At 74.5% G+C, this 23,719-nt stretch carries 23 protein-coding genes and 1 riboswitch; of the genes, 12 read left to right on the top strand and 11 right to left on the bottom strand.

All coding sequences use genetic code 11. The features are described 5' to 3' along the window. Positions 1-196: 196 nt before the first annotated feature. From ACIQ8B_RS00765 to ACIQ8B_RS00775, 3 genes are all read right to left on the bottom strand, one after another. Positions 197-601, bottom strand: coding sequence for a DUF3040 domain-containing protein (locus ACIQ8B_RS00765; protein WP_290007506.1), 405 nt, complete (start codon positions 599-601; stop codon positions 197-199). 287 nt (positions 602-888) lie between these two features. Continuing rightward, positions 889-1,659: a methyltransferase gene (locus ACIQ8B_RS00770; RefSeq protein ID WP_290007504.1), complete on the bottom strand. Its 771-nt coding sequence runs from the start codon at positions 1,657-1,659 to the stop codon at positions 889-891. A gap of 113 nt (positions 1,660-1,772) precedes the next feature. Then, entirely contained in the window at positions 1,773-2,336 is a 564-nt protein-coding gene (locus tag ACIQ8B_RS00775; protein ID WP_290007503.1) for an SAV_6107 family HEPN domain-containing protein, read from the bottom strand. Positions 2,337-2,504: 168 nt separating this feature from the next. On the opposite strand from ACIQ8B_RS00775, the gene ACIQ8B_RS00780 reads away from it, so the two are divergent. The 4 genes from ACIQ8B_RS00780 (at position 2,505) to ACIQ8B_RS00795 (ending at position 8,136) form a co-directional block, all read left to right on the top strand. Continuing rightward, positions 2,505-3,506, top strand: coding sequence for an ABC transporter ATP-binding protein (locus ACIQ8B_RS00780; RefSeq protein ID WP_403544237.1), 1,002 nt, complete (start codon positions 2,505-2,507; stop codon positions 3,504-3,506). Then, positions 3,478-5,562, top strand: coding sequence for a YhgE/Pip family protein (locus tag ACIQ8B_RS00785; RefSeq protein ID WP_403544239.1), 2,085 nt, complete (start codon positions 3,478-3,480; stop codon positions 5,560-5,562). The genes ACIQ8B_RS00780 and ACIQ8B_RS00785 overlap by 29 nt, the downstream gene beginning before the upstream one ends. A gap of 35 nt (positions 5,563-5,597) precedes the next feature. Continuing rightward, a complete protein-coding gene (locus ACIQ8B_RS00790; protein WP_106416467.1) occupies positions 5,598-6,227 on the top strand; it encodes a TetR/AcrR family transcriptional regulator in 630 nt (209 codons plus the stop codon). 424 nt (positions 6,228-6,651) lie between these two features. Continuing rightward, a complete protein-coding gene (locus ACIQ8B_RS00795; RefSeq protein ID WP_403544241.1) occupies positions 6,652-8,136 on the top strand; it encodes a phytoene desaturase family protein in 1,485 nt (494 codons plus the stop codon). A gap of 54 nt (positions 8,137-8,190) precedes the next feature. Here the strand turns inward: ACIQ8B_RS00795 and ACIQ8B_RS00800 are convergent, their stop codons facing one another. The 5 genes from ACIQ8B_RS00800 to ACIQ8B_RS00820 form a co-directional block, all read right to left on the bottom strand. Further along, positions 8,191-9,108 carry a hypothetical protein gene (locus ACIQ8B_RS00800; protein WP_403544243.1) on the bottom strand — a complete coding sequence of 306 codons (918 nt, stop codon included), beginning with the start codon at positions 9,106-9,108 and terminating at the stop codon, positions 8,191-8,193. 56 nt (positions 9,109-9,164) lie between these two features. Further along, a complete protein-coding gene (gene metF / locus ACIQ8B_RS00805; protein ID WP_403544245.1) occupies positions 9,165-10,088 on the bottom strand; it encodes a methylenetetrahydrofolate reductase [NAD(P)H] in 924 nt (307 codons plus the stop codon). 118 nt (positions 10,089-10,206) lie between these two features. After that, a complete protein-coding gene (gene thiE, locus ACIQ8B_RS00810) occupies positions 10,207-10,866 on the bottom strand; it encodes a thiamine phosphate synthase (RefSeq protein WP_403544247.1) in 660 nt (219 codons plus the stop codon). Positions 10,867-11,252: 386 nt separating this feature from the next. Beyond that, the gene (locus ACIQ8B_RS00815; protein ID WP_006131264.1) at positions 11,253-11,618 is read right to left on the bottom strand and encodes an Rv2175c family DNA-binding protein; all 366 of its coding nucleotides are present in this window, start codon (positions 11,616-11,618) and stop codon (positions 11,253-11,255) included. Positions 11,619-11,708: 90 nt separating this feature from the next. Continuing rightward, positions 11,709-12,944 (bottom strand): NAD(P)/FAD-dependent oxidoreductase, encoded by a 1,236-nt coding sequence (locus tag ACIQ8B_RS00820; protein ID WP_403544249.1) that lies wholly within the window; start codon positions 12,942-12,944, stop codon positions 11,709-11,711. A gap of 95 nt (positions 12,945-13,039) precedes the next feature. Further along, positions 13,040-13,151, top strand: a riboswitch (TPP riboswitch). On the opposite strand from ACIQ8B_RS00820, the gene thiO reads away from it, so the two are divergent. The 5 genes from thiO (at position 13,149) to ACIQ8B_RS00845 (ending at position 18,302) form a co-directional block, all read left to right on the top strand. After that, positions 13,149-14,315 (top strand): glycine oxidase ThiO, encoded by a 1,167-nt coding sequence (gene thiO / locus ACIQ8B_RS00825; protein ID WP_403544251.1) that lies wholly within the window; start codon positions 13,149-13,151, stop codon positions 14,313-14,315. (Overlaps the previous riboswitch by 3 nt.) After that, positions 14,312-14,533, top strand: a complete 222-nt coding sequence (gene thiS, locus ACIQ8B_RS00830) for a sulfur carrier protein ThiS (RefSeq protein WP_106414615.1) — start codon at positions 14,312-14,314, stop codon at positions 14,531-14,533. The genes thiO and thiS overlap by 4 nt, the downstream gene beginning before the upstream one ends. A 2-nt stretch (positions 14,534-14,535) precedes the next feature. Next, positions 14,536-15,330, top strand: coding sequence for a thiazole synthase (locus ACIQ8B_RS00835; protein WP_403544254.1), 795 nt, complete (start codon positions 14,536-14,538; stop codon positions 15,328-15,330). Between the two features lie 110 nt (positions 15,331-15,440). After that, positions 15,441-17,375 carry a Stk1 family PASTA domain-containing Ser/Thr kinase gene (gene pknB / locus ACIQ8B_RS00840; RefSeq protein WP_403544256.1) on the top strand — a complete coding sequence of 645 codons (1,935 nt, stop codon included), beginning with the start codon at positions 15,441-15,443 and terminating at the stop codon, positions 17,373-17,375. Positions 17,376-17,423: 48 nt separating this feature from the next. Further along, positions 17,424-18,302, top strand: a complete 879-nt coding sequence (locus ACIQ8B_RS00845; RefSeq protein WP_366252705.1) for a deoxyribonuclease IV — start codon at positions 17,424-17,426, stop codon at positions 18,300-18,302. Between the two features lie 13 nt (positions 18,303-18,315). Here the strand turns inward: ACIQ8B_RS00845 and ACIQ8B_RS00850 are convergent, their stop codons facing one another. After that, on the bottom strand, positions 18,316-18,963 hold the full coding sequence (locus ACIQ8B_RS00850; RefSeq protein ID WP_290007481.1) for a sulfite oxidase-like oxidoreductase: 648 nt from the start codon (positions 18,961-18,963) through the stop codon (positions 18,316-18,318). Between the two features lie 185 nt (positions 18,964-19,148). Between ACIQ8B_RS00850 and bfr the strand changes: the two genes are divergently transcribed. Beyond that, a complete protein-coding gene (gene bfr, locus ACIQ8B_RS00855; protein WP_106414610.1) occupies positions 19,149-19,667 on the top strand; it encodes a bacterioferritin in 519 nt (172 codons plus the stop codon). 17 nt (positions 19,668-19,684) lie between these two features. Here bfr and ACIQ8B_RS00860 read toward each other — a convergent pair whose 3' ends face one another. Next, positions 19,685-19,933, bottom strand: coding sequence for a bacterioferritin-associated ferredoxin (locus ACIQ8B_RS00860; protein WP_403544260.1), 249 nt, complete (start codon positions 19,931-19,933; stop codon positions 19,685-19,687). Positions 19,934-20,086: 153 nt separating this feature from the next. Next, on the bottom strand, positions 20,087-21,442 hold the full coding sequence (locus tag ACIQ8B_RS00865) for a class II 3-deoxy-7-phosphoheptulonate synthase (RefSeq protein WP_290007477.1): 1,356 nt from the start codon (positions 21,440-21,442) through the stop codon (positions 20,087-20,089). Positions 21,443-21,612: 170 nt separating this feature from the next. Between ACIQ8B_RS00865 and ACIQ8B_RS00870 the strand changes: the two genes are divergently transcribed. Together ACIQ8B_RS00870 and ACIQ8B_RS00875 are read left to right on the top strand one after the other, a co-directional pair. Next, the gene (locus tag ACIQ8B_RS00870) at positions 21,613-21,669 is read left to right on the top strand and encodes a trp operon leader peptide (RefSeq protein ID WP_351712869.1); all 57 of its coding nucleotides are present in this window, start codon (positions 21,613-21,615) and stop codon (positions 21,667-21,669) included. Between the two features lie 106 nt (positions 21,670-21,775). Continuing rightward, positions 21,776-23,686, top strand: a complete 1,911-nt coding sequence (locus ACIQ8B_RS00875; RefSeq protein ID WP_403544262.1) for an anthranilate synthase family protein — start codon at positions 21,776-21,778, stop codon at positions 23,684-23,686. Positions 23,687-23,719 lie beyond the last annotated feature (33 nt).

The raw sequence follows: 23,719 nt of genomic DNA on the forward strand, positions 1-23,719 counted from the left end.
CGCGGTGTTCGTGGGGGGGGGGCTGGGGGTGCTGGTCGTGTGGGTGGGCTTGGTCCCCCCCGCCCGCCCCGGGGGGGGGCACCCCCCCCCACACGACTACGGAGCGACCACGGGTGGGGCCGCGACCGGTGCCAGGGACGGCTCAGGGGCGCCCACCGTGTCGGTGGGCGCCCCTGAGCCAGAAGCTACGAGGACCTCAGTGGCCGCCGCCCTGTTCGTCACGGCGCCGCTGCCACCGCTCCTCGATGCGGTCCATCATCGAGCGACGCGCTCTGCTCTGGCGGCCGGCGCGCGGCGCGGCACTCGCACCGGCGGCCTGCTCACCCGGCTTGGGCGCCTTGCGCCATCCGGTCACCGCGAGTACGGCGCATCCCAGCATCACGAGGAAACCCACGACGCTGAGCCACACCAGCTGGGCGACCATACCGGCCATGAGGAGCGCAATACCTACGAGGAAGCCCGCGACCGCCTGGTAGACCCGTCGCCGGGTGTACGTACGCAGCCCGCTTCCCTCGAGCGCCGTCGCGAACTTGGGATCTTCGGCGTACAGCGCTCGCTCCATCTGCTCGAGCATGCGCTGCTCGTGCTCCGAGAGCGGCACGGAGTCCTCCTCATCGTGCAGTCGCCGGGGCGACCCGGGGGGTCCCTTCAGGATAGGCAGGGAATCGCCCCCGTGAAACCCGCCCCTCTGCGCCAATTGCCAACCGGTGTCCGCCATCACGCACCGGTCCGCTGAGGCTGTCATTCCCCGGCGGCCGGCCCGTCATGCCGGGCGGTCTCCTTCGATCATACGGCTCCGAGCCGCCGTTCGGGGGGCCTGTGGCACAGTCCATGCGCCCCGGGGCCGCCGGACGCGCCGCTGATCAGCGCCGTGTCACGGACGGCGGCTCACGCCTCGGCGGTCCCCCTGGCCCCACCGAGCACATGAAGCTGCGTGGCCACGGAGTGGAACGCGTCGAGCTCGGCCGCTGCGGCCTCCAGCTTCAGCAGCGCCTCCAGAGCTCCGGGCTCGGTGTCGACCAGCACTCCGGGGACGAGGTCCGAGAAGACCCGTACGCCGTGCACCGCGCCGACCTCCAGGCCCGCGCCGCGCACCAGCGCGGTGAGCTGGTCGGCGGTGAAGCGGCGCGGCACGGGGTCGCCCTCGCCCCATCGGCCGTTCGGGTCGCCGAGCGCCTGCCGGGCCTCCGTGAAGTGCCCGGCGAGGGCGCGGGCGAGCACCGCGCCGCCCAGGCCCGCGGCGAGCAGGCTCAGGACGCCGCCGGGGCGCAGGGCTGCCACCGTGTTGCGCACGCCCTCCGCCGGGTCGTCGACGTACTCCAGGACGCCGTGGCACAGCACGACGTCGTAACCGCCGCGCTCGGCGACGTCGAAGAGGCCGCGGACGTCGCCCTGCACGCCGTGCACCCGGTCCGCGACGTCCTCCTCGGCGGCACGGCGCTCCAGGGCGAACAGGGCGTCGGGGCTGGGGTCCACGACGGTCACCCGGTGACCGAGCCGGGCCAGGGGCACGGCGAAGTTGCCGCTGCCGCCGCCGGTGTCGAGGACGTCCAGGGCCTGCCGTCCGGTGGCCTTGACCCTGCGTTCCAGGGCGTCCTGGAGGACGTCCCAGACAACGGCGGTACGGAGAGCGGCGCGGGGGCGCATCGGGTCCGGCACGGTGGTGACTCCTCGGCGGGGCACCGCCTGGGGTGGGGCGGGGCGATCGGGTTTCAGGCGCTGTCCACCCTATGGCCTGCGCGGCGGCCCGCCCTCACCCGGTGGCGCCCCGGTCAGCCCGCGTCGGGCAGGCCGCCGCGCGGGGTGGTGTCCGGGCCGTCCTGGTCGGGGCGGGACTGGGGCAGCACCGGCTGGAGCACCAGCATCCGCTCGACCAGCCGCAGGAACATCGCCACGTCCCGGATCAGGTCGTCGGCGTCCCGCACGGTCGCCGCGCCCTGGATGCCCGCCTCGGCCCGGGCGCGGCGCTGCGCCCCGGAGGCGAAGAGGGCGCTCCACTCGGTGAGTTCGGGCGCGATCTCCGGGAGCACCTCCCACGCGCTTCGTATCCTCGCCCGCGCCCGGGGCGAGGTCTCGGGCCTGCCCCGGGCGGCGAGCACGGCGGCGGCGGTGCGCAGGGCGGCCAGGTGGGCCATGGCGTAGCGCTCGTTGGGGGTGTCGAGGACGGCGGCCTCGTCGAGTCCGGCGCGGGCCTGGGCGAGCAGGTCGAGGGCGGCCGGCGGGGCCGTGGCGCGGCGCAGCACGGGGTGGATGTCGCTCGCCGGGCCGTTGTTCAGTGAGGGGGCAGGGCCGGTTGCGCGGCGCCGACGGGCGGCTGCTGCGGACGAGTGGGCCATGACGAACCTCCTGTCGTCTTCGTGACGGCACGCCATGAGGCAAGTGCCGTATGTGCACATCGTGCGGTATGGCACTGACAATCCGTTCTGACCTGCGACGTTGCCCCGCTCGCCCGTTCGAGCTAGCTTTTGCACTGACCAGTCAGTTCAAAAGTTCCAGGGGGACTCGTGGACGATCCGGGCGGACTCGCCGTCGTGGCCGACGGCCTCGGCCTGAGGGGGCCGCGGGGGTGGGCCTTCCGCGACGTCTCGGTCCACGCCGGGCCCAGTGCGCTGATCGCGGTGACGGGACCGTCCGGCACGGGCCGCACCTGTCTGCTGCTCGCGCTCACCGGGCGCATGAGGCCGACGGAGGGGCGGGCCGTCGTCGGCGGGCTGGAACTGCCCCGGCGCATGGCCGCCGTACGCCGCCGCAGCGGCCTGGCGCACGTCGCCGGGGTGACCGACCTCGACCCGGCGTTCACCGTGGCCGAGCACCTGCGCGAGCGGGAGCTGCTGCGGCGCCGCTTCGGGGACGCGCTCCCCCGGCCCCGGCAGTTGCTGCGCCCGCGCGCCGAGCGGCGGCGGGAGCGGCGCCGGCACATCGAGGAGGCGCTGGCCACCGCCGGCCTGGACCCGGCGGCCCTGCCCAAGGGCGAGCGGACCGCGGTGCGGGACCTGGAGCGGGTGGAGGCGCTGCGGCTGTCGCTGGCGCTGGCGTTGCTGGGGCGTCCCCGGCTGCTCGGGATCGACGACACCGACCTGAAGCTGTCGTCCGCCGAGCGGGACGAGGTGTGGGGCCTGCTGCGGTCCGTCGCGGACACGGGCGTCACGGTGCTGGCCGTGTGCAGCGAGCCGCCGTCCGGCGCGGTGGTCGTCCGCACCGGCGCCGGACGGTCCGGCACGGGGGCCGACGAGCCCGCCGCTCCCGCCGACGACGAGCCGGGCACCTCCCCCGCCGGCACGGCAGCGGACCCCGGCGCCCCGGCAGCGGACCCCGGCCGGACCGACGCCGGCCCCGACGCCCGCCGGGACGGGACAGCCGAGGCCGACAGCCCCTGCGCAGCCGCCCACGCCGCTGCCGACGAGGCCCACGAGACCCACGGGACCGACGCCACCGGCCACTCCCCCGCCGACCACGCCGAGAAGGAGGCCGCCGACGATGCGATCGCCCCGACTGGCCGCCCTTGAGCTGCGGCGTTTCGGGCGCGGCACCCTCCCGCGCGCGGCGCTCGTCGCCCTGCTGGTGCTGCCCCTGCTCTACGGCGCCCTGTACCTGTGGTCGTTCTGGGACCCGTACGGCCGTCTCCACCGGATCCCCGTGGCCCTCGTGAACGAGGACAGGGGCGCGACCGCGGACGGCGAGCGGATCACGGCCGGCGACGACATCGCGGAGGGTCTGCACGACAGCTCCGCCTTCGACTGGCGGGAGGTGAGCGAGGAGGAGGCCAGGCGCGGGGTCGAGGACGGCACGTACTACCTGTCGCTGACGGTGCCCGCCGACTTCAGCCGCCGTATCGCCTCCAGTTCGGGCGACTCCCCCGAGACCGGCGCGCTGCGGGTGCGCACCAACGACGCGAACAACTACATCGTCGGGCAGATCTCCCGGACGGTGTTCGGCGAGGTGCGGCGGGCGGCGTCCACCAGGGCCTCCCGGTCCTTCCTGGACCGGATCTTCGTCTCCTTCTCCGACCTCCACGGCGAGACCGTGAAGGCGGCGCAGGGCGCCGACGAGCTGAACGGGGGCATCGGCGAGGCGGAGAAGGGCTCCAAGGACCTCGTCGACGGGCTGCGGGACGCCCGCTCGGGCAGCGGCAAGCTGTCCAAGGGGCTGAAGGACCTCCACAAGGGCGCGGGCGCCCTGGAGGACGGCTCCGGGAAGGTCGCGGACGGCACGCGCCGGCTCGCCGAGAAGGTGAACGCGCTGAACGCCGGGGCGGGCCCGTTCCTGAAGAAGAACGAGAAGGCCATCGGCGAGACGGCCCGGCTCGTCGCCGACGGGGCGGAACGACTGCGGGACGACCTGGACGCGCTGGCGGAGAAGGCGCCGGCCGCCGCGAAGGACGCCCGTGAGGCGTCCGGCACCCTGGACACGCTCCACCGCGAGCGCTGCGAGGACGCCGACGCGCCCGACCCCGCCTGTCCGGACCTGGAGAAGGCCGGGGAGGCGGCGGCGGCCGCCTCGTCCGTCGCCGACGACGTCGACGGCCTGGTGACCTCCCGCCACGCCGACCTGAAGAAGCTCGACGGGCAGCTCGCCGCCCTGGAGAAGCAGGCGCGCGCGCTGGCCGGGCGCGCCCCGCGCCTCTCCGAGGACCTCGAGGACGCCGTCAGCCGCGTCGACAAGCTCGACACGGGCGCCCGCAAGGTCGCGGCGGGGGCGAAGAAGCTGCACGAGGGACTCGCCACCGCCGAGACGGGCGCCCGGAACCTGGACAAGGGCGTCGGCAGGCTGAAGACGGGCGCGGACGACCTCAGCGGCGGGCTCTTCAAGCTGGCCGACGGTTCCGAGGAGCTGGCCGGCGGTCTGCACGAGGGCGCCGGGAAGATCCCCGACTACGACGAGCAGGACCGCGACCGGCGCACCGAGGTGATGGCCGACCCCGTGCGGCTGGTCTCCCACGACCTGCACAAGGCGCCCGATTACGGCACCGGTTTCGCCCCGTACTTCATCCCGCTGTCACTGTGGGTGGGCGCGATGGTGGCGTACATGCTGATCGCGCCGATGAACCGGCGGGCGCTCGCGGCGGGCGCCTCCGCCTGGCGGATCGCGCTGGCGGGCTGGCTGCCGGTGGCGGCGATCGGGGTGCTGCAGACCGTGGCGCTGATGTCGGTGCTGCACTGGGGGCTCGGCCTGCGGATGGCGCGGGCGGCCGGCACGGTGGGCTTCCTGTTCCTGGTCACGGCGTGCTTCGCGGCGATCGTGCAGTGGCTGAACGCCCGCTTCGGCGCGGCCGGCCGGATCCTGGTGCTGGCGCTGCTGATGCTCCAGCTCACCTCGGCGGGCGGCACGTACCCCGTGCAGACCAGTCCGGACTTCTTCAACGCGCTGCACCCGTTCCTGCCGATGACGCACGTCGTGGAGGCGCTGCGGCGGCTGATCACGGGCGGCGGGCTCGGCCCCGTGTGGACGGCCTGCGCCGTGCTGGCGGCGTTCACGGCCGGGGCGCTCGCGCTGACCGCGCTGTCGGCCCGCCGCCGGCAGGTGTGGACGCTCGACCGGCTGCACCCGGAGCTGAGCCTGTGAACGGACGGACGGGCGCTCCTGTGAGAATCAGGGCCATGGAACGCAGCAGCACCACGCCGGGCGGCAGCGCCCGCCGCGAGGCCACCCGGCAGAAGCTCTACGAGGCGGCCGTCACCCTCATCGCCGAGCAGGGGTTCTCCGCCACCACCGTGGACGAGATCGCCGAACGGGCGGGCGTCGCGAAGGGCACCGTCTACTACAACTTCGCGAGCAAGTCGGTCCTCTTCGAGGAGCTGCTGCGGCACGGGGTCGGCCTGCTGACCGCCTCGCTGCGGGAGGCGGCCGAGCGGACGGCCCGGGAGGGCGGCTCCAAGGTCGACGCCCTGGACGCCATGATCCGCGCTGGGCTGGTGTTCATCGACCGCTACCCGGCCTTCACGCAGCTCTACGTGGCCGAGCTGTGGCGCACCAACCGGGCCTGGCAGTCGACGCTGATGGTGGTGCGGCAGCAGGCCGTGGCGGTGGTCGAGGGCGTGCTGCGCGGGGGCGTGGCGGCCGGGGAGTTCAGCGAGGAGATCGACGTGCCGCTGACGGCGGCGGCGCTGGTGGGCATGGTGCTGGTGGCGGCGCTGGACTGGAAGTCGTTCCAGCCGGAGCGGTCCCTGGACGACGTGCACGCGGCGCTGTCGCGGCTGCTGCAGGGGCGGGTCAGCGGCCGCCGCTGACGTCCGCCGCGGAAGTGAAGGCGCCGGTCCGCCGGTGGCCGCGTCCCCCGCGGGCCACCGGCCGGACCAGCGCCTTCCGTTCCCCCGTACGTCCCCCCGTGGAACCCCCGTCGCGATCGTTCCCCCGGGTTCCCCCGTGCCTCGCTCCCGCCGACGGCGCCGGCGGAAGGAGCGGATCGCGGGCCGGCTCCCGTTCCGGCGCCCCGTGTCGCCGGTCCCGTGGGTCCGGGCCCCTCTCCGTGGCCTCCACTTTTCCGTTCCCGCCGGTCCGGGCCCATCCGCCGCCGTACTCATCTCGCCGGCTAGGTACGCGTACTCACGCCTGCGCACCCGGGCCCATCACGGTGTGCGCCCGGACGGTCGCGCCACGGGGGTGCGGGGCCTCGGGGACGGGCCGTGACCTGCGGCGGATAAAGTCCCTGGCATGGCACGGATTGCGGTGATCGGCGCCGGCGCGGGCGCGCTGGCGGCCGCCGCCCGGCTGGCCGTCGCGGGCCACCGGGTGGCGGTGTACGAGCGGACGGAGACCTACGGCGGTGCGCTGCGCCGCCGGGAACGGGACGGGTTCGCCTTCGACACCGGTCCCGGGCTGCTGCCGCTGCCCGCCGTCTACCGCGACCTGTTCGTGAAGACGGGCCGGGAGCCGCTGGAGGAGTGCGTCGAGCTGGTGCAGGCCGACCCGTCGTCGCACCACGTCTTCGCGGACGGCACCCGGGTGTCCCTGCCGAACGCCTCGCGCGCGGGCGTGATCTCCGCGCTGGAGGAGGCGCTGGGCGCGGACGCGGCACGGCGCTGGGGCGACTTCCTGGTGCGGGCCCGCGAGGCCTGGGACCGGGCGCGCCGCCCGCTGCTGGAGGAGCCGCTGTGGCCCAACTGGGAGGTGCTGGCCGGACGCGAGCCCTACCCCGCGGTCCCGCACCGGCGGCTGCTGCGCACGCGCAAGGCGGCCACACTGGCCGAGGTGGGCGACTGGGAGCTGCGTGACCCGCGGCTGCGGGCACTGCTGGAGAGCCACGCCCTGGCGTTCGGGCTGGATCCCCGGACCGCCCCGGCGAGCGCGGCGGTGCTGCCGTACATGGAACACGCCTTCGGCACCTGGTACGTGCGCGGCGGGCTGCGGGAGCTGGCGCGGGCGGTGTACGAGCGGTGCCTGGCCCGCCGGGTGGAGTTCCGCTTCGGCGCGGAGGTCACCGCGGTGCTGGAGAAGGACGGCCGGGCGGCGGGTGTGGAACTCGCCGACGGCACGGCGGTGGAGGCGGACCTGGTGGTCGCGGGGGTGGACCCCGGCGCGCTGGAGCGGATGAGCGGCACGCGGCTGCGCGGGGAGGGCGAGGTGCCCGCCCGGCGGGACGGGGCGAGCCGGACGACGGTGCTGCTGGCGCTGCGCGGCGGCCGCCCGGAGGGCACCCCGCACCGGACGGTCGTGCACACCCGGGACCGCGAGGCGGAGCTGGACGCGCTGTCCGGCGCCGGGCTGCCCGCCGAGCCGACGGTGACGGTGCTGCGCCCGGACGACCCGGCGCTGGTCCCGGACGCCGGGCACGAGGCGGTGACGGTGACGGCGGTGACGCCCGCCGGGACAGCCGGCGTCGAGGAGTACGCGGAGCGGATGGTCACGGCCGCCGCGCGGGCCGTGCCGGATCTGCGGGACCGGCTGCTGTGGCACGAGGTGCGCACACCGCGGGACGTCGCGCGGGAGACGGGCGCGGAGGGCGGCGCGGTGCCGTCGCCGGCGCTCGCCGCGGCGGACGGCCGTTTCCTGCACGCGTCCAACAGCACGCGGCTGCCGGGTCTGTTCACCGTCGGCGGCTGGTCGCACCCCGGCGGCGGGCTGCCGCACGCCGGGATGTCGGGGGCGCTGGTGGCCGGACTCGTCGTCGAGGGGCCGGACTTCCGCGGCTCGCGGTGAACACGGGCCGCTGAGGGGGCGGTTGAGCGGGACCACGCGGGACCGCCCGCTGGCTCAGAAGCGGTACTGCTCGTCGTACCCGCTGCCGTTGGCGCCCTGCTGCTGCCCGCCGTCCTGGTACGGGTACTGCTGCTCCGGCGGGAGTTCGCCGCCGTACGGGTCGTCGGTGCTGCGCTGCTGCGGCACCCACAGGCCGCCGGCCGGGGTCTCGCCGCCGTAGCCGCCCGTCGCGTACGGGTCCGGGGCCGCGTAGCCCTGCTGGGCGTACTGCTGGTCCGTGTAGCCCGTGTCGTACGCGCCGCCGTCGTACGCGGGGTTGCCGGTGTACGGCTCGGAGTACGCGGCGTACTGCTGGCCGGTGTCGTAACCCTGCTGTCCGTAGCCGGAGTAGTCGTAGGCGTAGTCGGCGTGGGCGGTCTGCGCGGTCGCGGCGTACTGGTCCTGGCCGGCGTGGCCCTGCTCGCCGTAGACGCCGTAGGAGCCGGTGTCGTCGGGCATCGGCTGCGGTTCGTGGACGGCGGTGGTCTCCGCGGCCGTCTGCCGGTCGGACGCGGGGGTGAAGACGTCGTCGTGGTCGTAGTCGTCGTCGGCGCCGTGACCGGCCGCCTCCGGGCGGGGGTCGAACGCGTCGGCTCGGTCGCCGGACGCCTCGAGGCCGCCGACCTCCAGCGTCGGTTCCTCCCGTTTGCGGCCGCGGCCCTTGGCGGCGGACAGCATCGGCGCGTTGACCGCCCAGCCGGCCTGGAAGCCGCGGCGGAACGACAGCGTGACGTAGGTCTGCCCGACGGCGAAGGCCGCGGCGCCCAGTCCGATCACCACCACGGACGGGATCAGCACGCCGAACACGACGCCGAGGAACCCGACGAAGGCGAGCAGCCGCCAGCGCAGGCGCGCCTTGTACTGCAGCAGCACCTCACCCAGCAACCACAGCGCGACGATGCCGAACGCGATGTAGAGGACCGCCCAGCCCATGTACGCCCCTCTCCCAGTGGCCGTTACGCAGTGTGTCGTATGCGCGTGCGACCGGTCTAGGTCTGCGGCGGGTGGTGCAGACCCAGGTTCTCGTAGATTTCCAGCGTCGCCGTGGAGTTGTTGAGCGTGATGAAGTGCAGACCGGGCACTCCTTCGGCCAGCAGCCTCGCGCAGAACTCCGTGGCGAAGTCGATACCGATGGAGCGTACCGCCGCCGGATCGTCCTTCGCTGTGAGGATCCGCTCTTTGAGGGTGTCAGGGAAGGCCGCGTTGCTGAGCTTCGGCAACCGTTCCAGCATCTTCACGCTGGTCACGGGCATGACCTCGGGGATCACGGGCGTCTCGCAGCCCGCCGCGTCGACTCGGTCACGCAGCCGCAGGTACGACTCGGGCCGGAAGAACATCTGGGTGATCGCGTAGTCCGCGCCGGCCCTGCACTTGTCGACGAAGCGGGCGACGTCGGTGTCCCAGTCGCTGGACCGCGGGTGCATCTCCGGGAAGGCGGCGACGCCGACGCAGAAGTCGCCCGACTCCTTGATGAGACGCACCAGTTCGGCCGCGTAGGTCAGGCCCTGGGGGTGCGGCACCCACTCGCCCATCGGGTCGCCGGGCGGGTCGCCGCGCACGGCGAGCATGTTGCGGATCCCGGCGTCGGCGTACTGGCCGATGATGTTGCGCAGTTCGGCGACGGAGTGCTCCACCGCGGTGAGGTGCGCGACCGGGGTGAGGGTGGTGTCGGCGGCGATCTGCTCGGTCGCCTTCACCGTGCCGGCGCGGGTGGAACCGCCCGCGCCGTAGGTGACGGAGACGAAGCTGGGCGCGACGGCCTCGATCCTGCGGAGCGCGTTCCAGAGGTTCCGCTCGCCCTTCTCCGTCTTGGGGGCCCAGAACTCGAACGAGTACGTCGTCTTCCCGGTGGCGAGCATGTCGCGCACGGTGCGTGCGCGGTCCGTCCTGGTGGATGCGGTTCCGAGGGCCATACGGGCAGCGTAGCCACGGGTCGGCGGCCCCCCAACCAGAAGCGAGATATTTGTCTGATTTGCCGACTTGCCGTCCACAGTGTGGACGGACGCGAGATGTCGGCCCCCGCCGCGCCGGTCAGCCGGCGTCCGCCGCCTCCCGCACACGGCGTGCCAGCTCGGCGGCCGCGGCGCCGGGATCGTCGGCCTCGGTGAGGGCGCGGACCACGACCACCCGGCGGGCGCCGGCGTCCAGCACCTGGTCGAGGGTGGCGAGGTCGATGCCGCCGATGGCGAACCAGGGGCGGTCGGTGCCGAGCCCGGCGGCGTACCGGACGAGGTCCAGGCCGGGGGCGGGACGGCCGGGCTTGGTGGGCGTGGGCCAGCAGGGTCCGGTGCAGAAGTAGTCCACGCCGGGCTGGACGGCGGCCGCGGCGGCCTCCGGCTCGGCGTGGGTGGAGCGGCCGATCAGGATCTCGTCGCCGAGGACCGCGCGGGCGGCGGGGACGGGCAGGTCGCCCTGGCCGAGGTGGAGGACGTCGGAGCCCGCGGCGTGGGCGACGTCGGCGCGGTCGTTGACCGCGAGCAGCTTGCCGTGGCGGGCGCAGGCCTCGGCGAGGACCGCCAGGTGCTCCAGTTCCTCGGCGGCCTCCATGCCCTTGTCGCGCAGCTGCACGACGTCGACGCCGCCGGCGAGCACGGCGTCCAGGAACTCCGGCAGGTCGCCCTGCCGCTTGCGGGCGTCGGTGCAGAGGTAGACGCGGGCGTCGGCGAGCCGGGCGCGCGGGCTGTCGGTCATGGGGTCCCCCCGGGTTCGTCTCGGCGGCACACGGGCCGGGCGGACCCGCGCTGCCGGCGGCCCCGGCCCGCCTCGGGCCGGACCCGCCGCCGGAACCCTATGCGGTGCCTCATGAGCACCGCACGGCGGTCCGGCCCCGGGAGTCCGGCGGCCCGGACGCACGGCACACCCCGCGCCCACCGGACCCGCACACGAGAACTCGCCAGCACGAGGGGCGGGCAGGGCCCAGCGCCGGTGCGGGGCGCGACAGGCCCGCGGCCCCGGGCGGGAACAGGCACCCGCCCGGCACCCCGGCCCCGCGCCCGCGGAACCCGCACGCGGCAGTCCGCGGCCGGGGCGGTGGGCCCCGGCCGTCGGGAACGGTGTTCGGACAGGGGCGGGCGCGGTCAGACCGCGAGGGCCTGGGCCCGGCGCTTCACCTCCGTGCCGCGGTTCTCCGCGAGGGCCTGGGCGGGCGTGCCCGGCAGGCTGGGGTCGGGGGTGAAGAGCCACTCCAGCATCTCTTCGACCGTGAAGCCGTCGTCCCGCAGGAGCGTCAGGGTTCCGGTCAGGCCCTTGACGACCTTGTCCCCGTCGATGAAGGCGGCGGGGACGTGCAGCGCGCGGTTCTCCCCCCGGCGCACGGCGATGAGCTGGCCCTCCTTGACCAGCTGCCGGACGCGCGTCACCTCGACGCCGAGCTTCTCGGCGATGTCGGGGAGGGTGAGCCAGGCGGGGACGAGAGCATCGATCTTTGCGTCAATCTCGGTCACGGGACAAGCCTGCCACCTGCCACCGACAGTCGGAAGCCAGCCCCGTCCCACCGGGCGGGCGCGTCGGCGGCGGACCCCGACGGCGGGGTGTCAGACGGCCGCCGATCTCAGCGGCCGCGCCGGGTCGGCCACCCGCTCCGCGTCCATCGCGGCGCCCGCCTCGATCAGCCGCCGCCCCTGCGCCAGGTCCCGGGGCCGCCCGACGGCGAGCAGCGCGACCAGCCGGCCCCCGCGCAGCCAGCAGACGCTCCACGCCGGGTCGGAAGGGTTCCCGCGCCACACCGTGCGGTCCGCGTCCGCGTGGTGGCCGGCGTACTGCACGAACCGCCCGAACTGCTCGGACCAGAAGTACGGCACCGGGTCGTACGCCTCGCGGCCCGCGGTCCCGCCGACGATGTTCGCGGCGACCGTGCGCGGCCCCTGCAGGGCGTTGTCCCAGTGGTGGACCAGCAGGCGCTCGCCGTAGCGGGCGGACGGGAAGGACGCGCAGTCGCCGACGGCGTACACATCGGGCAGGGAGGTCGCCAGGTGCGCGTCGGCGACGACCTCGCCGTGCGTCCCGAGGGCGATCCCGGACCCGGCCAGCCAGGCCGTGGCGGGGCGGGCGCCGATGCCGACGACCACCGCGCCGGCGGGCAGCCGGCTGCCGTCGTCGAGGAGCACGGCGCCGGGCTCGACGCCGCTCACGCGCGCGCGGGTGCGCAGGGTGACGCCGGCCTCCGCGTACCAGGCGGTCATCGGCGCGGCCACCTCCGCGGGCAGCACCCCCGCCAGCGGCCGCTCCTCGGCCTCCACGACGGTGACCGCGCAGCCCGCCTCGCGGGCCGCCGTGGCGAACTCCGCGCCGATCCAGCCCGCCCCCACCACCACGACGTCGTGGCGCGCGGCGAGCACCGGCCGCAGCCGCTCGGCGTCGTCCAGGGTGCGCAGCAGATGCACCCCGGGCACGCCCTCCGCGGCGGGCAGCCGCAGCGGTTCCGCGCCGGTGGCGATCACCAGCACGTCGTACGGGACGGGCCCGGCCTCCGTGTCCAGTTCGTGGTCGCCGGGGCGCAGGCCCGTCACCTCGCAGCCCAGCCGCAGTGCGATGCCGAGCTCCTCGAAGTCCACGTCGAAGGCGGAGCTCTCGGCGGTGCCCAGCAGCACCGCCTTGGACAACGGCGGCCGGTCGTACGGCTGGTGGGGTTCCGCCCCGATCAGCGTCACCTCGCCGGTGAAGCCCCGCTCCCGCAGCGCCGCCGCGGTCTGCACGCCCGCCATGCCCGCGCCCGCCACCACGACCCGGCGCGGCGCGGCCCCTCCCGGTTCCTGCGTCTGCTCGCTCACCCGCTCACCATAGACACCCGCGCCCGCCACGCCGGACCGCTGCCGGGCGGGGTCCCTTACGGGTGCGGCGCGGCGCGGGCTAGGGTGGCCCGCGTACACGCACTCGCGGGAGTCCGGACGCACCGGGCTGAGAGGGAGGCTGGCGGCCTCCGACCGTACGAACCTGATCCGGGTCATGCCGGCGAAGGGAGGGGCTGGACGCCCATGTCGCCCACGCGTACCGCGGACGTCCTCGTCGTCGGGGGCGGGATCATCGGCCTGGTCACGGCCTGGCGGGCCGCGCAGGCCGGTCTCGCCACGGCCGTCGTGGACCCCGAGCCGGGCGGGGGCGCCGCCCGGGTGGCCGCCGGGATGCTGGCCGCCGTCACCGAACTGCACCACGGTGAGCAGACGCTGCTGGGCCTCAACCTGGCCTCGGCGCGCCGCTACCCCGGCTTCGCGGCCGAGCTGGCCGAGTGCACCGGCCAGGACCTCGGCTACCGCCGCTGCGGCACCCTCGCCGTGGCGCTGGACGCCGACGACCGCGCCCACCTGCGCGAGCTGCACGCCCTGCACCAGCGCTCCGGCCTGGACTCGCAGTGGCTGACCGGGCGGGAGTGCCGGCGCCTGGAGCCGATGCTCGCGCCGGGCGTGCGCGGCGGGCTGCGGGTGGACGGCGACCACCAGATCGACCCGCGCCGGCTGGCGTCCGCGCTGCTGACCGCCTGCGAGCGGGCCGGCGTCGCCCTGCACCGCACCCGGGCCGAGCGGCTCGTCGTCCGCCGCGACCGCGCCACCGGCGTGGTCACGGCGGACGGCGGTGCGGCGGCCGCGGGCCAGGTGGTGCTGGCCGCGGGAAGCTGGAGCGGGCGGCTGGCGGGCGTCCCGCCGGAGGTGCTGCCGCCGGTGCGGCCGGTGAAGGGGCAGGTGCTGCGGCTGGCCATGCCGGACCGCCCCGAGCCGTTCCTGAGCCGCACGGTGCGGGCCGTGGTGCGCGGCAGCCACGTCTACCTGGTGCCGCGCGAGAGCGGTGAGCTGGTGATCGGCGCGACCAGCGAGGAGCTGGGCTGGGACACCACGGTCACCGCGGGCGGCGTCTACGAGCTGCTGCGCGACGCCCACGAGCTGGTGCCGGGCCTCACCGAGCTGCCGCTCACCGAGACGACCGCCGGTCTGCGCCCCGGCTCCCCCGACAACGCGCCGCTGCTCGGCCCGACCGGCCTCGCCGGGCTGCTGCTGGCCACCGGCCACCACCGCAACGGCGTGCTGCTGACGCCCGTGACCGGCGACGCCATGGCCCAGGTGCTGACCACCGGCGAGCTGCCCGAAGAAGCCCTCCCGTTCACCCCCCGGCGCTTCGGCGCCCCCGTCCTCGCGGAGCAGTCCGTATGAACGCCCCGGACCCCACGGTCACCGTCACCGTCAACGGCGAGCCCCGGCGGTTCCCGCCCGGCACGGCTCTCGACCTCGTCGTGAGGTCGCTCACCGCGGCCCCCTCGGGAGTGGCCGCCGCTCTCAACGAAACCGTCGTCCCGCGCGCGCAGTGGCCCGCCACCCCCCTGTCCGCAGGGGACCGGGTGGAGGTCCTCACCGCCGTCCAAGGAGGCTGACCATGGCCGACGATCCCCTCGTCCTGGGTGGCCGGACCTTCACGTCCCGGCTGATCATGGGCACCGGCGGGGCGCCGAGCCTCGACGTGCTGGAGCGGGCGCTGGTGGCGTCCGGCACCGAGCTGACGACCGTCGCCATGCGGCGGGTGGACCCCTCGGTGCAGGGGTCGGTGCTGTCGGTGCTGCGGAAGCTGGGCGTCGAGGTGCTGCCGAACACGGCCGGCTGTTTCACCGCCGGGGAGGCCGTGCTCACCGCGCGGCTGGCCCGGGAGGCGCTGGGCACGGACCTGGTGAAGCTGGAGGTCGTCGCGGACGAGCGGACCCTGCTGCCGGACCCGGTGGAGCTGCTGGACGCGGCGGAGACGCTGGTCGACGACGGGTTCACGGTGCTGCCGTACACCAACGACGACCCGGTGCTGGCGCGGAGGCTGGAGGACGTGGGCTGCGCGGCGGTGATGCCGCTGGGCTCGCCGATCGGGTCCGGTCTCGGCATCCGCAACCCGCACAACTTCGAGCTGATCGTGGAGCGGGCGGGCGTGCCGGTGATCCTGGACGCCGGGGCGGGCACCGCGTCCGACGCGGCGCTGGCGATGGAGCTGGGCTGCGCCGGCGTGATGCTGGCGTCGGCGGTGACCCGCGCCCAGGAGCCGGTGCTGATGGCGTCCGCGATGCGGAGCGCGGTGGAGGCGGGACGGCTCGCGCGGCGGGCGGGGCGCATCCCCCGGCGTCACTTCGCGCAGGCGTCCTCGCCGGCCGGGGGCCGGGCCGTGCTGGACCCGGAAAGGCCCGCCTTCTGACCCGCGGGACGGCCCGCGCCGGGACGCGGCCGGGTCGCACAGGTCACAGGTCCGCTCCAACGGTGGCCGACCGGGCCGGGGCTGTCGTCGCGGGCTCGTAGACTCGCTGCGTGGACACGACCCTTCAGGACCCGCTGGTCGGGCAGGTGCTCGACGGCCGTTACCGCGTCGACGCGCGGATCGCCGTCGGCGGGATGGCCACGGTCTACCGGGCCCTGGACGCCCGCCTCGACCGTGTCCTCGCGCTCAAGGTGATGCACCCCTCGCTGGCCTCCGACGCCGGCTTCGTGGAGCGCTTCATCCGCGAGGCCAAGTCCGTCGCCCGGCTGGCCCATCCCAACGTCGTCCAGGTCTTCGACCAGGGCGCCGACGGAGGGTACGTCTACCTGGCGATGGAGTACATCCCGGGCTGCACCCTGCGGGACGTGCTGCGGGAGCGCGGGGCGCTGCAGGCGCGGGCCGCGCTGGACATCCTGGAGCCGGTGCTGGCCGCGCTGGGCGCCGCCCACCGGGCCGGGTTCGTGCACCGCGACATGAAGCCGGAGAACGTGCTGATCGGGGACGACGGCCGGGTCAAGGTCGCCGACTTCGGGCTGGTCCGCGCGGTGGACACGGTCACCCGCGACAGCACGGGCACCGTGCTGGGCACGGTGTCGTACCTGGCGCCCGAGCAGATAGAGCACGGCTCCGCCGACCCCCGCGTCGACGTGTACGCCTGCGGCATCCTGCTGTACGAGATGCTGACCGGGGAGAAGCCGCACGACGGTGACTCCCCCGCGATCGTCCTCTACAAGCACCTGCACGACGACGTGCCGCCGCCCTCGGCGGTGGTGCCCGGCCTGGCGCCCGCGCTGGACTCGCTGGCCGCGGCGGCGACCGCGCGCGACCCCGAGGCCCGCCCGGCCGACGCGGTGGCGCTGTTCGCCGTGGCCCGCGAGGTGCGTGGCCGGCTCACCGACGAGCAGCTCGACGCGATGCCCCCGCAGGCCCTCTCGGCGGAGCACGACAACGCCGACGACCGCACCAGCGTCATCCCGCGCTCGCTCACCGTGCCGCGCCCCCTCCCCGTGAACGAGGACGAGGACGGCGGCGCGCACGCCGTGAACCGCACCAGCCGTCTGCAGTCCCCTCCGCCGCTCCCGCCCCGTCGCCGCACGGCGCTGCGCCGCGGGCCCGCGGCGGTCGTCGTGGCCGTGCTGCTGGTGCTGGGCCTGGGCGCGGGCGTCTGGTACATCAATTCCGGGCAGTTCACCGAGGTCCCGCCGCTGCTGTCGAAGGCCGAGCAGGAGGCCCGGGACCGGCTCGCCGACGCCGGGCTGGACGTCGGCGAGGTCGAGGAGGAGTACAGCGACACCGTCGAGCGGGGCAAGGTGATCAGCACCGACCCGGCGGCGGGCGCCCGCGTCCGCGGCAGCGCCTCGGTGTCGCTGACCGTGTCCCAGGGCCCGCGGACCGTCCGCGTGCCCGACCTGGACGGCTACCCGCTGGACAAGGCGCGGTCGCTGCTGGAGGACGGGGGCCTGGAGCCGGGCATGGTGACCCGCGCGTTCAGCGACTCCGTCGCCAAGGGCTCGGTGGTCTCCACCGAGCCGGGCAAGGGCACCGAGGTCCGCGCGGGCTCCGCGGTGGCGCTGACGGTGAGCAAGGGCAGCCCGGTGGAGGTGCCCGACGTCACCGGCGACGACCCGGAGGACGCGCGCGCCGAACTGGAGGAGGCCGGGCTCGAGGTGGAGATCGCCGACGGGCGGGTCCACTCCGAGCACGACGCGGGCCGGGTGGCCCGGCAGTCCCCGGGCGCCGGCGGACAGGCCGCCGAGGGCGACACGGTCGCCCTCACGCTGTCCAAGGGCCCGGTGATGGTCGAGGTGCCGGACGTGGTCGGCGACAAGGCGGACGAGGCCCGGCGGAAGCTGGAGGAGGCCGGGTTCTCGGTGAAGGAGGACCGCGGTCTGCTGGGTCTGTTCCGCGACACGGTCAAGGACCAGTCGGTGGACGGCGGCGACACCGCGCCCGAGGGCTCGACGATCACGATCAGGATCGGCTGACGGCGGGGGCCGTCCGGGTGACGTGCGCGTCCGTGACACCCTTGACGGGTGAAGAGTCACCCGTCCGGCCCCGCCCGCAACCCGATCGGCAGTCACGTCCCCGTGGCCGGCGGTCTGCATTCCGTCGGCCTGTCCTACGCCCGTGACCTGGGGGCGGAGACCGTGCAGGTCTTCGTCGCCAACCCGCGCGGCTGGGCCACCCCGGCCGGCAGCCCCGCGCAGGACGAGGCGTTCCGCGCGGCCTGCGCCGAGGCGTCCATGCCGGCGTACGTGCACGCCCCCTACCTGATCAACTTCGGCTCCCACACCCCGGCGACCGTCGAGCGGTCGGCGGAGTCCCTGCGGCACTCGCTGCGCCGCGGCCGGGAGATCGGCGCGCTGGGCGTGGTGGTGCACACCGGCAGCGCGACCGGCGGACGCGAGCGGGCCGTGGCGCTCCGGCAGGTGCGGGAGCACATGCTGCCGCTGCTGGACGAGCTGACCCGCGACGACGACCCGTACCTGCTGCTGGAGCCGACCGCGGGCCAGGGCGCCTCGCTGTGCTCCCTGGTCGAGGACCTGGGCCCGTACTTCCGGGAGCTGGACGCCCATCCGAGGCTCGGGGTGTGCCTGGACACCTGCCACGTCTTCGCGGCCGGGCACGACCTGGCCGCGCCCGGCGGCGCGCACCGCGCGCTGGACGAGCTGGTGGCGACCGTCGGCGCGGGCCGCCTGAAGCTGATCCACGCCAACGACTCGAAGGACGTCGTCGGCGCGCACAAGGACCGGCACGCCCCCATCGGGGCGGGACACATCGGCGAGGATCCGTTCCGGGCGCTGATGACGCACCCGGAGACCGCGGGCGTGCCGCTGGTCATCGAGACACCCGGCGGCAAGGAGGGGCACGCGGCGGACGTGGAGCGGCTGAAGAAGCTCCGCGACGGCTGAGCCGTACGGGAGGTCAGGGCTCGGGGCCGTCCCCGGGTTCCTCCTGGTAGGAGTAGCGCTGCTCCCTCCAGGGGTCGCCGACGTTGTGGTAGCCGCGCTCCTCCCAGAAGCCCCGGCGGTCGGCGGTCATGTACTCCACCCCCCGGACCCATTTGGGACCCTTCCACGCGTACAGGTGGGGCACGATCAGGCGCAGCGGGAAGCCGTGCTCGGCGGTGAGCAGCTCGCCGTCCTTGTGGGTGGCGAAGAGGGTGCGGTCGGACAGGAAGTCCGCGAGCCGCAGGTTGGAGCTGAAGCCGTACTCCGCCCACACCATCACATGGGTGACGTCGGGGGCGGGCGGGGCGATCTCCACGACGGTGCGCGCCGGGATCCCGCCCCACTCCGCGCCGACCATGCTGAACTTGGTCACGCAGTGCAGGTCGGCCTCGACGGTGGTGTACGGCAGCGCCGTGAACTCCTCGTGGTTCCAGCAGTGCTTCCCGCCGTCGGCGGTGGCGCCGAAGACGCGGAACTCCCAGCGCTCCGGGCGGAACTTGGGGACGGGCCCGTAGTGGGTGACCGGCCAGCCCTTCTGGAGCCGCTGTCCCGGCGGGAGCCGGCGATCCGCCGCTCCTCGTGTCGCGCGCTCCCCCGTTTCGCGTTCCGCCGGCTGACCCATGTCTCCATCCTGACAGACCGGTGGCCATGCTCCTGAACCGGGCTCCCGATATTCGGTCATCCCGGATCAAAAAGGGTCAACCGTGGGATTACTTACTAAGTCAAGACTTACTGGACGATCTTACGCGTGGGTGTAATCATGCGCCCCGACCCGCACATTCCCCCCACGCGGAAGGAGCCCGTGTCATGCAGGGCGATCCCGAGGTCCTCGAGTTCCTCAACGAGCAGCTGACCGCCGAGCTGACGGCGATCAACCAGTACTTCCTGCATTCCAAGCTCCAGGACCACAAGGGCTGGACCAAGCTCGCCGAGTACACCCGCGCCGAGTCCTTCGACGAGATGCGCCACGCCGAGCTGCTCACGGACCGCATCCTGCTGCTCGACGGCCTGCCGAACTACCAGCGGCTGTTCCACGTCCGCGTCGGGCAGACCGTCACCGAGATGTTCCAGGCCGACCGCGAGATCGAGCTCGAGGCGATCGACCGGCTCCGCCGCGGCGTCGAGGTCATGCGCAACAAGAACGACATCACCTCGGCCAACGTCTTCGAGGCGATCCTGGCGGACGAGGAGCTCCACATCGACTACCTGGACACCCAGCTGGAGCTGATCGACAAACTGGGCGAGGCGCTCTACCTGTCGACGGTCATCGAGCAGTCCCAGCCGGACCCCTCGGGCCCCGGGACGCACGGCTTCAAGTCGCCCTGACGGCGCCGGGAGACCGCCTACGCGGCTTCCGGGACCTCTGCCGGGACCTCCGCCGCGAGCGGCCGCTCACCCTGGTCGGCGAGCCGGCGCCGGGAGCATGCGCCGCGGCCGAGCAGCGCCTGGATGCGCCGGACGCAGCCGCCGCAGTCCGTGCCGGCCTTGCAGGCGGAGGCGATCTGCCGGGGCGTGCAGGCGCCGGCTTCCGCGTGGCTCCTCACCTGTTCCTCGGTCACGCCGAAGCAGCTGCAGACGAACACGCGGGTCACCTCCCGACGAAGAGCTGGGTCGTGCCGTACCGACCCTCCGCCGGTGAGGCAAACCTAACCTTACCTGCGCCCTCGAAGGGCGCAAAAGGGGGGTGGGGCGCGATCCCGTGTGAGACACGCCCCACCCCCGACGCCGTCGGCCGGCTCAGCCGGTCACTGGTCCCGGTACATCTCCGCGACCAGGAACGCCAGGTCGAGCGACTGGCTGCGGTTCAGCCGCGGGTCGCACGCCGTCTCGTAGCGCTGGTGCAGATCGTCGACGAAGATCTCGTCGCCGCCGCCCACGCACTCGGTGACGTCGTCACCCGTGAGCTCCACATGGATGCCGCCCGGGTGGGTGCCCAGCTCCTTGTGGACCTCGAAGAAGCCCTTCACCTCGTCGAGCACGTCGTCGAAGCGGCGGGTCTTGTGCCCGGAGGCCGCCTCGAAGGTGTTGCCGTGCATCGGGTCCGTCACCCACGCCACGGTCGCGCCGGACGCGGTCACCTTCTCCACCAGCTCGGGGAGCCGGTCGCGGATCTTGTCCGCGCCCATCCGGACGATGAACGTCAGCCGGCCGGGCTCCCGCTCCGGGTCGAGGCGGTCGATGTACTGCAGCGCCTCCTCGGCCGTCGTGTTCGGGCCGAGCTTGATGCCGATCGGGTTGCGGATCCGCGAGGCGAACTCGATGTGCGCGTGGTCCAGCTGCCGGGTGCGCTCGCCGATCCACACCATGTGCGCCGACACGTCGTACAGCTGACCCGTGCGGGAGTCCACGCGGGTGAGCGCCGACTCGTAGTCGAGCAGCAGCGCCTCGTGCGACGAGAAGAACTCGACGGTCTTGAACTCCTCCGGATCCGCGCCGCAGGCCCGCATGAAGTTCAGCGCCTGGTCGATCTCCCGGGCCAGCTGCTCGTAGCGCTGGCCGGACGGCGAGGACTTCACGAAGTCCTGGTTCCAGGCGTGCACCTGGCGCAGGTCGGCGTAACCGCCGGTGGTGAAGGCGCGCACCAGGTTCAGCGTGGACGCCGACGCGTGGTACATGCGCTTCAGCCGCTCGGGGTCCGGGACCCGGGCCTCCTCGGTGAACTCGAAGCCGTTCACCGAGTCGCCGCGGTACGTCGGCAGCGTCACGCCGTCGCGGGTCTCGGTCGGCTTCGAGCGCGGCTTGGAGTACTGCCCCGCGATCCGCCCGACCTTCACCACGGGCACGGAGGCCGCGTAGGTGAGGACGGCGCCCATCTGGAGCAGGGTCTTGAGCTTCGCCCGGATGTGCTCGGCGGACACCGCGTCGAACGATTCGGCGCAGTCACCGCCCTGGAGCAGGAACGCCTCGCCTCGGGCGACCGCCGCCATACGGGCGCGCAGCTGGTCGCACTCGCCGGCGAACACCAGCGGGGGATACGTTTCCAGCTCGGCGATCACATCGCGCAGAGCCTGGGCATCCGGGTACTCGGGCTGCTGCGCCGCGGGCAGGTTCCGCCATGTCGCCTGTGCGGCGACGCTCAGAGAATCAGCGTTCACGGTCACGGGCTCCACAGTACGCGGTCGCTTCGCGTGCCTTTCGCCCCGCTCATCCAGTGAGACGGCTCCGTCCGGCCGGGCGGGCGGGGCCGGAACCGGCCGTTCCCGCGCCGGCGGGGAGCGTCCTGGGCGCCGACGCTCACGCGTCACGGGCGGGATCGTGTAGCGTGCCGTCCATGTTCGCGCACTCGACCCGCACCTGGTGGTGGACCGCTTCTCCGGCGGCCCACTGACTGCGCGTACGCACCGACTTCGCGAAGGCCGCCCGAGGGGCGGCCTTCGGTGGTTTCCGGGGCCGTTCCTCACCGCTCACGACAGCGACGAAACGAGGAACGCCCCATGGACCTGGCACGGCTCCCCCACGACGACCGCCCCTTCGCCCTGCTGCGCCGCCGCACCCCCGGCCACGACCACGACACGGTGGAACTGCTGATCGGCCCGGTGACGGCCCACGAACGCCTGGCCGACCTGCCCGACGAGGGCCTGGCGCTGGTGCCCTTCCGGCAGATCCGCGAGCGCGGCTTCGACGTCCGCGACGACGGCACCCCCCTGCTGGTGCTGACCCCCGAGGAGCGCCACGCGTTCCCGCTCGCCGAGGTCCTGGAGGCGCTGCCCGCGCATGACGTGCGGGTCGAGGGCGGCGGCTTCGACGTCGGCGACGAGGAGTACGCGCGGATCGTCGGGCGCGTGCTCGACGAGGAGATCGGCCGGGGCGAGGGCGCCAACTTCGTGATCCGCAGAACGTACGGGGGCACGGTCCCCGGGTTCGGGCGGGCCGACGCGCTCGCGCTGTTCCGGCGGTTGCTGGAGGGCGAGCGGGGCGCGTACTGGACGTTCGTCGTCCACACCGGTGAGGGGAAGGGGTCCGAAGGGCCGTCTCCGGAAGGGCGGGGGCGGGGGACGGGCGGGCGGACGCTGGTCGGGGCCAGCCCCGAGGTGCATGTGCGGGCGTCCGGCGGGACCGTCGTGATGAACCCGATCAGCGGCACCTACCGCTACCCGGCCGAGGGCCCCACTCCCGAGCACCTGCTCCGCTTCCTCGCCGACGGCAAGGAGATCGAGGAGCTGTCGATGGTCGTCGACGAGGAGCTCAAGATGATGTGCACGGTCGGCGACATGGGAGGCGTCGTGATCGGGCCCCGGCTGAAGGAGATGGCGCACCTCGCGCACACCGAGTACGAGCTGCGCGGCCGGTCCTCGCTGGACGTGCGCGACGTGCTGCGGGAGACCATGTTCGCGGCGACCGTCACCGGCTCGCCGGTGCAGAACGCCTGCCGGGTGATCGAACGGCACGAGGCCGGCGGACGCGGCTACTACGCGGGCGCGCTGGCCCTGCTCGGCCGCGACGAGGGCGGCGCCCAGACGCTGGACTCCCCCATCCTGATCCGCACCGCCGACATCGACGCCGACGGGCGGCTGCGGGTGCCGGTCGGCGCCACGCTGGTGCGCGGCTCGGACCCGGCCGGTGAGGTCGCGGAGACCCACGCCAAGGCCGCCGGGGTGCTGGCCGCGCTGGGCGTGCGCCCCGGACGGCCGCGCGCGGAGGCGGTGCGGCCGAAGCTGGCGGACGACCCGCGGGTGCGGGCGGCGCTGGACGGGCGCCGGGCCTCGCTCGCGCCGTTCTGGCTGCGGATGCAGGAGCGGTCGGACGTGCTGACCGGGCACGCGCTGGTGGTGGACGCGGAGGACACCTTCACCGCGATGCTCGCCCATGTGCTGCGGGCGGCCGGACTGGAGGTCACCGTGCGCCGCTACGACGAGCCCGGCCTGCGGGAGGCGGTGCCGGCGCACGAGGGCCCGCTGGTGCTGGGCCCCGGCCCCGGCGACCCCTCCGACACGGCCGACCCGAAGATGCGGTTCCTGCGCGAGCTGACCGCCGGGGCGATCGCCGGCAACCGGCACGGCATGCTCGGCGTCTGCCTCGGCCACGAGCTGATCGCGGCCGAGCTGGGCCTGGACATCGTCCGCAAGGAGGTGCCGTACCAGGGGGCGCAGACGGAGATCGACCTGTTCGGGCGGCGGGAGACGGTCGGCTTCTACAACAGCTTCGTGGCGCACTGCGACGAGGAGGCCGCGCGGGAGCTGGCCGCCCACGGCGTCGAGGTGAGCCGCTCCGCGGACGGCGAGGTGCACGCGCTGCGGGGGCCGGGCTTCGCGTCCGTGCAGTTCCACCCCGAGTCCGTGCTGACGCTGAACGGCCCGGCCGTCATCGCCGCGCTGATGCCCGAGCCGGTGCTCCGGCAGCCGTGACCGTCCCGTGCCGTGGGAGCCACGGGGCCACCG

It is taken from the genome of Streptomyces sp. NPDC096105 (genome assembly GCF_044763335.1).
Classification (GTDB): Bacteria; Actinomycetota; Actinomycetes; order Streptomycetales; family Streptomycetaceae; genus Streptomyces.